Genomic DNA, 13,361 nt, shown 5'->3' on the forward strand with positions numbered 1-13,361 from the left:
AAGGAGAATATCTATGAATTTGCTGGAACAATGCCGAAAATGGGATGAAAACGATGAGTTTCAAAAGATCGTCGACACATTGGAGGCCATGCCCGCCGGAGAGCGCACTCCGGAAATGGACAGCGAGCTGGCAAGAGCCTACAACAGTCTTGCACAGACGGAAAACCGAGAACTGTTTGAAAAAGCTATCGCTTTGCTGAAGCCCCACGAAGAATATTTCAAAGGGGATCATTGTTGGAACTACCGTATGGGTTATTCCTATTATTATATGGATCAAGAGGGGTTGGCTCTGCGGTATTTTGAACAGGCATTAGAAGCCCGCCCCGGCGACAAGGACACCCAGGAACTCATCGACGACTGCCGCCGCCGTCTTGCCCTTCCCCGGTTTGAGAAGAACTTCCGGGAAAGAACAGAGGAAGCTTGGGCCGCCTTTTCTCAAATCGAAGTTGAGCTGAGGGAAATTATTGATAATGATAAACTTCGTGAACGCGGCAAGGAAATAATGGAAAAATGCGGCAAAGCGTTGGAACTTGCTATTACCGCCCCATCCTTTGAGCTGGGCTTCGACGGGGTGAAATATGAGTTAATCCTCAGCGCCGAGGGCAGTCGATCCGGCCTGTTCCCACTGGTTTACTTCCGGCGTCATGCACCGGCATCTGTGCTGGAGCATTGGAATATTCTGGTTGGCCGTCGCAGCGAAGGCGACTTCTCTCTCCGGATCGGGGACATTGAAGTGCGCGCGGAGGATGTACAGGTCTGGACAGAACCTATAGAAGATGATCGGGTGGCCCTGACACTTTTCTGTGAAAAACTGTTGCCCATACTGCATACAGACGAGAACAAGGTCTGGTGGCTCCTCTCCACCCTCATCGACCAAATGTTGGGTGAAGTCAACGCCATCGCTCTTATCGGCAAATTGGATGTTGCGGAGCATCCCAAGGAAAGAGAGTCCTTTGCACTGTGCACCCTGCGTATGACTCTTCAGGATATGGGATACAGATTTTGGGACGATGCTCAGGACTATCTAGAAAATAGTTATATCGCCTATGAGCTCAAGCCGTTAAAGGATCCGGAAGCTGACTGGCGGTTGGATGTTTACACCGGAGCCAGCCGTCTGCCGATCCTTATCAACGAGTACATAAACGCTGAGAGCGGCGTGATGGACGAGTACCATAAGGATGGCATTACGGCTGGCTTTCTGTGCTATCCGGTAGACGGGTTTGAAGGTGAAAACCGAGCTGAACAGCTCCTGAAATTCCGGGACGCCTTGAAGGAAGCTATTCAGGAATACGCCGGAGATGACGCCGTAACTTTCCTAGGCGGCGCTACAGGATTGTACTATGGCTATCTGGACTTCATCGCCTGGGATCTGCCTATTATTCTGGATACGGCCCGGGATTTCTTCGCCGAAACCGATTTAACTTGGGGCGGCTTCCATGTTTTCCGACGGAATCTTGGGGCAGTTCGCCTGTGGGAACAGGAAAAAGAGCCGGAAGTCAACCCGGAAACCGGCTCCCTTCTATCTAAGCAGGATATTGAAACGCTGGATTCCTTTGACGATGGTGTGTCGGGCTACTTTGGGCAGATGCTCGGCTGGTTGGATGACTTTATCAAACAAGGTGTGCAGGAAAGGAAATTTACTCAACATCAAGCGCAACAGGACCTTCAAATCGCTCTGTGGTATTCTTTCGCCTGCAACAACCTAGACGAATACCGATTTTACTACAAGGCGGCCCAGTGGATGAAACATTCGGAAAAAAACGCCAAAGGCTGTTCTATGTGGTACTACCGCTATTCGGTAGCTTTAATGTACTGTGGGCAGCTGGAAGAAGCGCTTAACTATGCAGAAAAAGGTATTCAAGAGGAACCGGACTACCCATGGATCTGGCTGCAGGCAGGCAAACTTCGCAGCCACTTCGGCGACAAAGTCGGCGCCCTTGATGCAGTAGCCCATGGTCTTGACCTGGAGCCCGGCGATTATGAGTTCCTTACTTTGAAAAAGGAAATTGAGGAGGGCGCGCCGTTGGAACAGATGGAATATCATTGGATCAACCCCGATGCCGATCAAAATCTCCAGCAAGGATTGGATGAAGACGCAGATGATAAACAGCGCTCCATCTCTTGCATAACAGTCAATAAAGAAGGGCTGGAAGGCTTCTGGGAAATCTTTGAGCCAAAACCGGAACAGTACATGCCTAACGCTCCGTTTACCCAATTCCCATATACAGTAAACGACCATACTGTTGAACTGGTATTTCAGATGAATGAAGGCGGAATGTCCAAACTGCATAAGGCTTGGCTGAAACAACTGAAGGCTTGGCTTCAGGATGAATTGTGGTTGGAACGGAAACACCCGGACGGCAGACCGGCTTGCTTGGACGCGGCGCTGGTGGGACTGGATTACCGCATCGGCCTGCTTTACAAGTTGACGGAAACAGATGAATACTTCCAGATTTTTCTCAATCCAGATGGAACAGAGGTTGATGATGCCTTCTGGTCCTCAGCAGAAAGCAATGAACCGGAACTTTATACCGATGATGAAATGTCTGCAATAGAGCAGCATATCAATAGAACATTTGGAGAATTTGACTATGTGTTCCACGAGCTGGTTTCTCCCGACATTCATGTGGACATATGTATGGTGCCGCCTGCCGAGGAGCGGAATTACTGCACATTGGTAACCATGGGAATGGGAGCCCACCTAATGAATGTACCGGAGGAATTATCAGACTACCGCTTGGAGCGTGCAGAACTGGCCATCGCCCTGCCGCCGGAGTGGAAATTGGACAAGGAGTCCATGAATGACGAGCGGTGGTACTGGCCGGTTCGTCTGCTGAAAGATATGGCACGTTTACCCATCCTGTCGGATACTTGGCTTGGCTGGGGGCATACTATGGATAACCAAAAGCCCTTCTCGGAGGATACGGGGCTTTGCGCCGCGATTTTAGTTGGGCTTCAAAACGTCAAAGATGACTGTTGTTTCTGCCCGCTCCCCGACGGTTCGGAGGTCAATTTCTACCAGGTAATCCCTCTGTACCGTCAGGAGCTGGAGTATAAATTGGAACATGACGCCGGCGCCTTGATTGAGCAAATGGAGGATGTCGATTTTGTAGTGTATCCGAACCGACCAAACAGTATGGATAGCAGTAAATAAGAGTACGTTTTAATTGTAAGTATAATCTCAGCGATTGGCGTATCCTGCAATAAAAAATCAAACATGGTTTAAAATCAGGCATGCCGCTGATGTAATAAATTAATTCAGCGCGCCTTATCGGCAACGCCATGCCAACAAAAAATCAGACGGTCTTTGCTATCCAAATAATGAAAATAATGCGAATGCCCCGATCTAAATCCAAAAAGCAAATCTGTTTATAAAACTTTTGACAAGATCTGGCGGAAATAATTGAAAATTTTATATAGCAGGCAGTCTATAAGATTGTCTGCTGTATCTAAATAAATTTAATTGTATATGTTTCAGTAATTTTTGTTGCCAGATATTTATATGGACAATTTAACTAAAATTGTTTTCATAAAAACTATAATTTTGATAATAAGCGGTTTTGAAATGAGTTTTAAATAACAAACATTATCAGAAAAGAATTTGAGTTTATTATTTTCAAGCATTGAAAATCGGTATCTCCTAAGAAACTTTTGACTATTTGCCGAAAAATAATATTATAATAAATCGGACAGGCAGAAATATTGCATGTATAAGATATGAAATAGTATTAAAAGAATATTTCTGAAACTTATGGATACAAAAACGGTATATGTTATAGGTGCCGTTCATATTGCCGCCCGGAATAAAACAGATAATTTTGAGGATAAAGCAAAAAACCGAATACAGATAAAAATAAAAAAATTAAATTTCATATTATTACCTTCAGTTTACAAGGGCATACACAGTTGAGGATATCATTAGCTGCACAATAGCGGCGTCAAAAGCCTTTGACGTAGCTTTAGCTACGCCTTCATACTTTTTCCTTGCTCTTAAACCGCTAATGATGTTCTCAACTCTTTGACTCCACATGGAGAAATTTTTTTGTTAATCAAGGCGCAAATATACAGGCTTGCCCGTAGGCCAGTCAAGTATTTGCAACGCCGAAGAGCAGAAAAATTTGCCATGTGGAGCGTGTATGCCCTTGTAAACTGAAGGTAATTAAGTATGAAATAACATTTACATAATGTCAACAGAAATCCAAAAGTCGATATAATCGGATATAAACTTGTTATTATTGACAAACTTTCTTTAGACGCCAAAAATAAGCCATAGTTTCTGTCTGCAATGGCCACATGGTTTTAACCGGCGGCAGGGGCGCAAATAATCCGAGTTAAATCCGCTTGCCGCCCGTTTTTTCTCTCCTGACTGTTTTTGTCTTGCTCCCGTTCCGCCGCCGGTTAAAACTCTATGACCTCACAATAAAAATTTTTTGCTGTTCAAGGTGAAGCGAATCATACGGCAAGCGTATGCAGCTCCGAAATGCGGAAATTTTTCCTTGCGCGGCATATACGTATTTTAAAACCGAAACCGCCTTTACTCTTTGAAAGACTTTGGCTTGTTAATATTTTTCTGTTCAATAGTCATATATTATACGCAATATAAAATTATGGGGCATTGGAATCATAGTTCTGAAAATAAATAATATTTTCTGTGCCGTATACTTTTCAAAAACGTCGTCTAATCTAAAATATTTACAAAAATTTATTTATCGCTCACCCTCAGTAAATTTCCTCCGCTTTATTTTAATTATCATCAAACATATCTGATATATAATTTATAAACTGTTGTGCGGTACGTCCCGAAATACCGCCATGCCTTTTTTCCCATTTATCAGCTTCGTTCAGCAATTCTCCCTCTTCCAATTTAATACGGCTGTGTTTAGCGGCAATGGCCTTTACTATATTATAATATTCTTCCCTTGACGGCCTGAAATACCCTATTGTAACGCCAAACCTGTCCGAAAGAGAAAGTTTCTCCTGAACGGTATCGGATCTATGTATTTCATCATCCGATCTGTCTGAACGATCTCCCCATGTTTCTTTGATCAAATGCCTCCTATTTGACGTAGCATAAATTAATATATTGTCAGGCCTAGTTTCCAACCCTCCTTCAATAACCGCTTTTAGATATTTGTATTCCGTTTCAAATTCCTCAAAAGACAGATCGTCCATAAATATAATAAAACGATAATTCCTGTTTTTGATTTCCGATATTATTTCCGAAAGAAACTTAAACTCATGTTTATAAATTTCGATCATCCTCAAGCCGTCCATGTAAAATTCATTCAAAACGGCCTTGACGCTCGTAGATTTGCCTGTGCCCGCGTCGCCGTAAAGAAGTACGTTGTTTGCTTTTCCCCCGCGTACGAAAGCCCTTGTATTTTCTATAAGACGCTTTTTTTGATCCTCATATCCCGTCAAATCGTTTAAAACAACATCCCCTGTTGATGTAATCGGCACAAGCTCCGCCCTGTTTTCTTTATATGAAACACGAAACGCTTTATTTAGCCCAAACTTGCCGACGCCATACTTTTTATAAAACCATGTTACTATGTCGTACATTTCGTCAGCATTTTCTGCATTTTCTATAAGCCCGCTTAATTCCCGTACCTTTTGGCTGACGCTTTCATTAAATATATGGCTCTTTTTAACTACCGCCTTGTAATTTCCTAATATTGAAAAGCAATCTATGCCAAGTCCGTTTTCAATGTCGGAAAAATCATAATTAAAAAGCTCTTTAAATATTTTAAAATCATTTTTAGCAAATGCATTTATACTTCCATCATTTGCACCTACTTTTTCCGAAACAAGCGTAAAAGGATTCTCCGCTGCCGCAATCAGGAAAGCTAGGTAATTATGCCAAAGATTTTTGTCGAAACCATATTTCGTTCCGATATTTAAAAGCTTGTTAATCTGAGCAAATATTTCTGAAGTAAGCCCTTCCCTTTCAAAATCTCCGTTATAAAACCTCCGGCATATATCCGACAATCTGTAAAGTATCTCTCCATGTTCAATTCCCCTGTAAATTATAAGCTTCGACGTAAGCCTGTACATCAACGCACCTCCAAACAAATAAAAAACATAATTCAATGAAATTAAACGATATGCCAAACCGTAAGCCTAATCGGAAAATTAACGATTAATTCCATTCCCTTTATATAAACTGTATATTTTCAATCTTTTATTTAAATTGTAAGCCGTTTAATTGCCGTATTTTATTATAAGTATTTCCACCGCATTCCTGTCGCTTAATTCCCCTCTCCTTATGGCAAGGTTTGTTTCGGCGCATTCCCTAAAAGCTTTTTTAAGCGTTTGAGGCGTAAAGTTCTTCCCCTGGGCTATACATTTCTTAACCGCATAGGGATTCTCTCCTATTATTGCGGCTATATTTGCCTGCGGTTCGCCTGCGTCGATTAATGCCCTGCACTGCAGCATAATCCTGAATTGCCGCGAAATCATGCCAAGTATATTTACAGGCTCCTCTCTGGCCATAATCAGATTTTTGTATATTTCAACTGCAAGCCCCGTTTTTCTTGTCCCAATGGCGTCAACCAAATCAAAAACTTTGGACTCAAGGCTTTTGGCACATATTTCATCAATGTCTTTCTCTTTTATCTCAGAGCCTTCAGGCATATATGATATAAGCTTTTTAAGTTCGCTTGAAGCGTTTTCCATGCCGCTTCCAACAGTCCTGATAAAATATACGGCTGTTTTTTTATCTATTTTAAGCCTGCTTCTTTTCGCTTCGGAAACGATCCATGAGGCAAGCTCACTTTCCGCGGGCGTTTTAAATTCTATGCATCTTCCGGCTTTTGAAACAGCTTTATAAAGCGCGCCGGCCTTTTCCGCCTTGTTTTCCGAAAACAGCATGCAAACGCTTTCAGGCATGCTGTTTATAAATTTTGCCATAATCTCCGAATCATTTTTCCTTCCTTTCGAAAAAAGGCCGCTGTCCTTTACAATAACAAGCCTTTTTTCAGCAAAGAATGGTAAAGTTTCCGCTGCGTCTATTACAGCGTTAACATCCGAAGCCCCTTCAAATACGTTTATATTCATATCCGCCCCGGCTCCCTGTGAAAAAATCTCTTTAAGTTTTACCTCATAAAGCTTTTTTAAATATGATTCTTCTCCAAAAAAGATATAGCAGTCAGCCGGTTTCCCGGATTTTATCTCTTCTTTCAGCTTTTCCATATTCCCTCCCGCCTGTATAACTATTTACTGATAATCCTTTGCCGTCGGTAGTAAATGTAACCGCGCCGTCTAAAGAAGTATTATATATTTTTATATCAGTATTAACAAGCCTTTTTAATGTTTCGCCGTTCGGATGGCCATAAACATTGTTTATGCCGCATGAAATAACGGCATATTCCGGTTTTACATTATTTAAAAACCTTTCGCTTGAAGATGTTTTTGAACCATGGTGTCCGGCTTTATAAACGTCGGCCTCAATATCCTGCCCGCCTAAAATCATAAGCCTTTCGTCATATTCGTCTGCATCCCCGGTAAGCAAGAAACTTATTTCCCCAAAAACAAATTTAAGTACGATGGAAGTATGGTTATTATTTTCGTCATCCAGGGTAATTCCGGCATACGGATACAGACATTCAATGTATGAGTTTTCACCAATCTCCGCTATATCCCCTGCCGATATGCGTTCAACGGAAATACCTTTTGCGGCCGCCTCTTTAAGTACGGCAACAAGAATATCCATTTCATTTGTATGCGCATTTGATATGAAAACCTTATTAACATCGTAATATTTTATAAGTTCAATACAGCCGGCTGCATGATCCGTATCCATATGAGTTATAAAAAGCGCGTCAATCCTCTTTATGCCTTTGCTCTCCAAAAACGGTATTACATATTTAATACCGGTATTTTCACCTATTGCAGTATTTTGATTTCCTCCGCCGTCTACAACAAAAGTTTTATTGTCATATGTATTTATAACCGTGCAGTCGCCTTGGCCAACATATAAAAAACTAACCGTGTTGTTTTTCTTTACCAAACTATCGCCTGCAACCGAAACAAACATTAAAACCATACATAAAATAAATCCTGTATTCAGGAGTATTCCCCGCTTCCGTTTAGCATAAAGAAAAATAAAGTTTACATAATATGCGATGCAGAACATAAGCGTCGGTTTGCCTGTAAGCAAAACGGAAATCGGCAGTGATGTAAAAAATGTGCAGACTATAAAATAGAATTTTAGTATTATATATACCGGTCCGCAAAGGAATACGGCGGCTTTGATTGAAAAAAGCCCGGCTATACCCGCAAGCATGCCAAAACAAACGGCAATACCGATTAAAGGCGTCGTAATAAGATTAACTATAAATCCGAGAACAGGTATTTTATAGAAAAACCAACTTACAACAGGAAAACTCGCCGCGCTTGTAAGAAACGACGTTTTTACGGCCGCAAAAGCTTTATCTTTAAGCCTCCGCCCTTTTCCTATGCCGTCCGCAATAAAAATAAGGCCGCTGACTGTAACAAAACTAAGCAGAAATCCTGACCAGAATAACTGATACGGATTTATAATAAGCAAAACAAAAGCTGCAAAACCGACAGAATTGAGAGTATCAGGTTTCCTGTTTATAACATCTCCGAAATATATAACTTCCATCATTATTACGGCTCGGGCCGCCGCCGCTTTGCCGCCCACAAATATCAGGTATACAGCCATAAGCGGCATAACTGCCAAGCTTGCATACCTCTTTTTAAATTTCAGTATTTTCATAAAAAATGCGGAAATCATGACGGAAATTATTGTCGTATGGAGTCCAGAAACTGCAAGCATATGCGCAATTCCCGCATTGCTGTATAAATCCCTTATATTGTCGTCTAAATATGAAGTGTTTCCCGTAACTATGGCTTTTGCAACAGGGCTTATATCTTCGGGAAGGCATATATCAAAAACATTATTTACGCTTTTCCTCAATTTGCTCACAGACTCCATAAAATATCTGTGCTCCTCGCCATATTTTATGACGTCATTTGAAAACATAGTGTAATTATATTTCATGTTTTTCATATAAATGAAATTGTCAAATCCTCCTGGGTTAAAAGCCTTTTGCGGAAGCTGAAGCCGCCCCTTGACAACAAGCAGATCCCCTTCTTTAACATATATACCCTCTTCAAGATAAACAATTACATATTTTTCGGTTTCTTCCGCCTTTCCGTTATTATATATCTCTTTTGTTTTAATTAGAATACGCTGTTCCCCTTTATCCGATATATAGCTTTCATGTACCGCGCCATTTATGGCGGAAGTCCCGTTGTATATTTTATCGGGCATATTTGCATACAATATTAAACATATACCTAAAACAAATAAAATCGGAACCATATACACAAACCGTGCCCTAGTTAAAATACCAGTCACGATTGATATAATAATACTCAACACAATAAGGGCAATACATCCGTTTATACCGATGTATTGCCCTGTAATAATTCCTGCCGCTAAAACGGCCGCGGCCAAAACCATAGGCCGTTTTAAAATTAATTTGTAACTGAAATTCTTTTTTCTCATTTTCTTTAGTAATTTATTGCTTAATAACACTCTTTGCAAATTATCTAGAATAAAATATTATATTTCAAAAAACCTATCGTAACCGACTTCAAAAATTTCCTTCAACGCCTTTAAATCCCCGGCCTTAATACCTACTGACCCTGATTCTATATCCGCAAGCTCGCCTTTTGACAACATACTTCCCATAAGCCTGAGCTTTACGGCAACCTCTGTTTGCGTCATACCTTTTTCAAGCCTGACGGCGCGGATATTTTTCCCCAGCTGTATATCCTGAAAAATCGTCTGCATAAATATCCCCCAATCATAAAGCCTTATAATATCCATTGATAGTTTCAATTTGCAATGGCATACGCGCCCCGCAAGGAAAAATTTTCCGCATTTACATACTGCACACGCTTGCCGTAGGATCTGCTTCGCCGGCGCATATGCGCCTTGAACTGCAAAAAATTTTCTCCGCGCGCGGCCGGATAGTTTTAACGGGCATTAGCGGCGTGAGAGCAAGGCAAAGGCATGCAGGCGCGGATCTCCTACTGCTTTACATAGCTATTGCGCCGCTGACGCCCGTTAAAATCGTGCGCACTCTTGTAAACTGAAACAAAGTGCACATAAAACAATTTACAAACTTGCATTAAATGCATATCAACAATTCACAACATATTAAAATTCATATGCAAATAACTCCGCGTACTATAAACTGCCATATCCATACAGTTGTTTAATAAACGCCGCCGATCCGTGCTTTCTGTCGTTATTCCTTATCGGATATAATTTTTTCCATAGGCCTGAAAGGCTTGTCAAATTCAATGTGCCCTTTATATTCAATCTGCTTTTCGCCTTCAATAAGAAATTGGACTTTCTCAACCTCGTCAAGCTCGCAAAGGGAATTAACAATAGAGTATACTGTAAGCATCTCTCCCGTAGAGCCGCCTGAATGTTTTGAAACAAACTCCTGGCTCAGATCGACGTAACAAATGCCGTCTGCCGTTTGGATATCCCGTATCTTTGTTTCAGTGGGCACTGTTGCCACATGGCTGTCTTCAGACGGCCCCATAATAAGCTGCTCCATTACATATTTTTCAACAGGCTGGTTAGGATTAACCTCAACGCTCCGTTCCTCGGCTACAAGGGCGCTGGCGTCCTCGTTTGCAAAATAAAGCTTAAGTATCCTTGTGGCGTTTGTAGGCTCGGCGTCAATATCCGCGTTAACGACCATATTGCTGCGGTTCATCAACCCAAACGGTTCCCCGTTTGATTTTGTAAGCGGTTCGCCGCCGACATATATCTCCACGTTATCTACGAACTCAAGCCCCGTATATGTCCAAACAAAAGCCGCACGGCAGAACATCTCTTCGCTTGTTTTCATATCTTTATACTCGGCGCCGACATATATTTCAGCCGTATTTCCGTCTAGCACAACATCCGTTACGTTTAAATTTTCGGGAACGGCAACCGAGAGGGATTCGTTTTTCGGCGGAATACGCATTTCGCTTAACGTACTTTCAAGTATTTCTTCCGGCGTTCCGCCGCGCACGTTCCTAAGCTCAAAAACAAGCTTGTTGGTTTCATTTTCTACATAGTATACTTCCTGCATTAAAAGCGGCGGCTGGTTAGTGTCCGAATTGTTTTTCTCTTTTATAAGCAAAGCCGACGACAAAACCAATATTACCAAAGCAATATATATAACCATTCTTTTCTGCATTCAAATCCCTCCTTCAAGATTTACTGTGCATAAGGGGTATCCTTACAACGAAAGTAGTTCCTTCGTTTTCCCTGCTTGAAACCTTTATACTTCCGTTATGCATTAGTATTGTTGAATGGGTAATCGAAAGCCCCAGCCCCGTTCCTCCTGTTTCACGGTCGCGGGTTTTGTCAACCCTATAAAAACGGTCGAATATCCTGCCGATTTCATCGTCTGCAATTCCCACGCCCGTATCGCTTACAGTTATAAACGCATTTTGGTGGTCGCAGTCTAAAATAACTTTTACATGTCCCCCTTCGTCGGTATATTTTATGGCGTTGTCTACAAGGTTTGAAACTGCAAGGGTAAATTTCATAGAATCTATCTCGGCAATAACTTCCTGAACTTCTTCATATTCCAAAACAATGTTTTTCTTCTGGGCCAACGGCATGAGCCTTTTTACAATGTCTCCGACAATATTGTTAAGTCTTTCGGTTTTGAAATTAACCGGTATCTCCTTTTGATCCAAACGCACAAGGGTAAGGAGATCGTTTATAATTTCCGTCATCCTGTCTATTTCACTGTTAATGTCCTGTAGGAACTCAACATACATTTCCCTGGGGGCTTCCGTATTTAAAAGCATTGATTCGCTTAAAACCTTTATTGAGCTGAGCGGCGTTTTAAGCTCATGGCTTACATTGCTTACAAACTGCTGCCTTGATATATCCACCTGTTCCAGTTTTTCGGCCATATTGTTTACCGCCACCCCAAGCTCCATAATTTCACTCTGGCCAAGGTTTGATACCTGTATCCGCCTTTCCAAATGTCCGTCGGCCATCTGGCTTATGGTTTTAACCATTTTTTCAATAGGCTCGGTAATCATCTGAGAAAATATAAAAACTATAATTAAGACAATCAAAACTATTGCGATAGTCATAATATATACTTGTTTGCGGATTACTTCCATTCTGTCCTTAATGTCAGTCGGCATATCCGCAATCAGTACTGCTCCGACATTTTCACCCGTAGAGTCGACTATTGACGCCACTGCGTAAATACTTCCGTTAGGCTGTTCCCTTGCCACATCTTTATTGTCAAGCGCCTCTATTACTTCCGGTATCAGGTATGTTTTATTAATTTCCGTTTTATTGGAATCATTAACCACAGTGCCCATGGAATCCGTTACAATAATCCTGAAATCCCCCTGGCTGCTTGTCTGGGCAATATCCTGCGTAAATTCCGCCGCTTTATCCTTATCAAACATATAATTTGAAATAACTATATGCCCAGATAATATGTTGGCCTGATTTAAAAGTTCTTTTTTTCTTTCCTCAATATAATACTTTTCAGTAGTGCTGAAAACTACATTTGAAAGCAAAAATAACGGTATAATTCCCGTAAACACATAAGTTAAAACAAGAAGTATGCGTATGCCGTGCCTCTTTTTTTCCCTTTTAGCCAAAATAGTAACCCACTCCCCATTTAGTAAAAATATATTTAGGATCGCTTGGGTTTGTTTCGATTTTTTCCCTAAGGCGTCTTACATGCACATCCACGGTTCTCGCATCTCCCGGATAATCAAAACCCCATACAGTATCAAGAAGGTTATCGCGGCTGTATACTTTGCCCGGGTTTTCCATAAAAAGCTCAAGAAGATCAAACTCCTTGGCAGTAAGGTTCGCCTCTTTGCCGTCTATAAAAACCCGCCTTGAATCATACTCTAGGCGCAGGCCTCTTATTTCAAGCACTTTTTTCTTTGAAACTTCTTTAACGTCAACTTTCCTTACGCTTCTTCTTAATATAGCCTTAATCCTCGCTTTAAGCTCAAGTATATTAAAAGGCTTAACTATATAATCGTCCGCCCCATATTCAAGGCCGAGTATTTTATCCATATCTTCGCTTTTGGCAGTTACCATAATTATAGGTATCTGAGAAAAACCGCGCGTCTGCTGGCAAACTTCAAGCCCGTCCATTTTCGGAAGCATAACGTCAAGCACGACAAGGTCAAATTCATTTTCTTTTATAAGGCTGAGCGCCTCTTCGCCGTCATAAGCGGCGGTAACCTCCATTCCGTCCTGTTCAAGGCTGAATTTAATGCCTTTAACAATCAGTTTTTCATCGTCTACAACAAGTATTTTATAACCCATT

Annotated in this window: 9 protein-coding genes; 1 reads left to right on the forward strand and 8 read right to left on the reverse strand. The window is 41.5% G+C overall.

Translation table 11 applies throughout. The annotated features are described in order from the left end of the window. Positions 1–13: 13 nt before the first annotated feature. Positions 14–3,154: a suppressor of fused domain protein gene (locus NE664_01025; GenBank protein ID MCQ4725244.1), complete on the forward strand. Its 3,141-nt coding sequence runs from the start codon at positions 14–16 to the stop codon at positions 3,152–3,154. 729 nt (positions 3,155–3,883) lie between these two features. Here NE664_01025 and NE664_01030 read toward each other — a convergent pair. From NE664_01030 to NE664_01065, 8 genes are all read right to left on the reverse strand, one after another. Next, positions 3,884–4,030 (reverse strand): hypothetical protein, encoded by a 147-nt coding sequence (locus NE664_01030; protein ID MCQ4725245.1) that lies wholly within the window; start codon positions 4,028–4,030, stop codon positions 3,884–3,886. Between the two features lie 713 nt (positions 4,031–4,743). Then, a complete protein-coding gene (locus tag NE664_01035; GenBank protein MCQ4725246.1) occupies positions 4,744–6,054 on the reverse strand; it encodes an ATP-binding protein in 1,311 nt (436 codons plus the stop codon). Between the two features lie 147 nt (positions 6,055–6,201). Then, entirely contained in the window at positions 6,202–7,191 is a 990-nt protein-coding gene (gene holA / locus NE664_01040; protein MCQ4725247.1) for a DNA polymerase III subunit delta, read from the reverse strand. Next, complete coding sequence (locus tag NE664_01045) at positions 7,148–9,490, reverse strand: DNA internalization-related competence protein ComEC/Rec2 (protein ID MCQ4725248.1); 2,343 nt, start codon at positions 9,488–9,490, stop codon at positions 7,148–7,150. The genes holA and NE664_01045 overlap by 44 nt, the downstream gene beginning before the upstream one ends. A gap of 102 nt (positions 9,491–9,592) precedes the next feature. Further along, positions 9,593–9,823: a helix-turn-helix domain-containing protein gene (locus NE664_01050; protein ID MCQ4725249.1), complete on the reverse strand. Its 231-nt coding sequence runs from the start codon at positions 9,821–9,823 to the stop codon at positions 9,593–9,595. A gap of 460 nt (positions 9,824–10,283) precedes the next feature. Beyond that, complete coding sequence (locus NE664_01055) at positions 10,284–11,234, reverse strand: GerMN domain-containing protein (protein ID MCQ4725250.1); 951 nt, start codon at positions 11,232–11,234, stop codon at positions 10,284–10,286. 13 nt (positions 11,235–11,247) lie between these two features. Further along, entirely contained in the window at positions 11,248–12,675 is a 1,428-nt protein-coding gene (locus tag NE664_01060; GenBank protein ID MCQ4725251.1) for a HAMP domain-containing histidine kinase, read from the reverse strand. Beyond that, entirely contained in the window at positions 12,668–13,360 is a 693-nt protein-coding gene (locus tag NE664_01065) for a response regulator transcription factor (protein ID MCQ4725252.1), read from the reverse strand. Before NE664_01065 ends, NE664_01060 begins: the two co-directional genes overlap by 8 nt. Between the last annotated feature and the right edge of the window lies 1 nt (position 13,361).

It is taken from the genome of Anaerotignum faecicola (assembly GCA_024460105.1).
Classification (GTDB): Bacteria; Bacillota; Clostridia; order Lachnospirales; family Anaerotignaceae; genus JANFXS01.

What these genes read in the sequence shown, in the direction of transcription:
- NE664_01025 (MCQ4725244.1), top strand. Translation starts at nt 14, where the DNA reads ATGAATTTGCTGGAACAATGCCGAAAATGGGATGAAAACGATGAGTTT.
- NE664_01030 (MCQ4725245.1), bottom strand. Translation starts at nt 4,030, where the DNA reads ATGTGGAGTCAAAGAGTTGAGAACATCATTAGCGGTTTAAGAGCAAGG.
- NE664_01035 (MCQ4725246.1), bottom strand. Translation starts at nt 6,054, where the DNA reads ATGTACAGGCTTACGTCGAAGCTTATAATTTACAGGGGAATTGAACAT.
- holA (MCQ4725247.1), bottom strand. Translation starts at nt 7,191, where the DNA reads ATGGAAAAGCTGAAAGAAGAGATAAAATCCGGGAAACCGGCTGACTGC.
- NE664_01045 (MCQ4725248.1), bottom strand. Translation starts at nt 9,490, where the DNA reads ATGGTTTTGGCCGCGGCCGTTTTAGCGGCAGGAATTATTACAGGGCAA.
- NE664_01050 (MCQ4725249.1), bottom strand. Translation starts at nt 9,823, where the DNA reads ATGCAGACGATTTTTCAGGATATACAGCTGGGGAAAAATATCCGCGCC.
- NE664_01055 (MCQ4725250.1), bottom strand. Translation starts at nt 11,234, where the DNA reads ATGCAGAAAAGAATGGTTATATATATTGCTTTGGTAATATTGGTTTTG.
- NE664_01065 (MCQ4725252.1), bottom strand. Translation starts at nt 13,360, where the DNA reads ATGGGTTATAAAATACTTGTTGTAGACGATGAAAAACTGATTGTTAAA.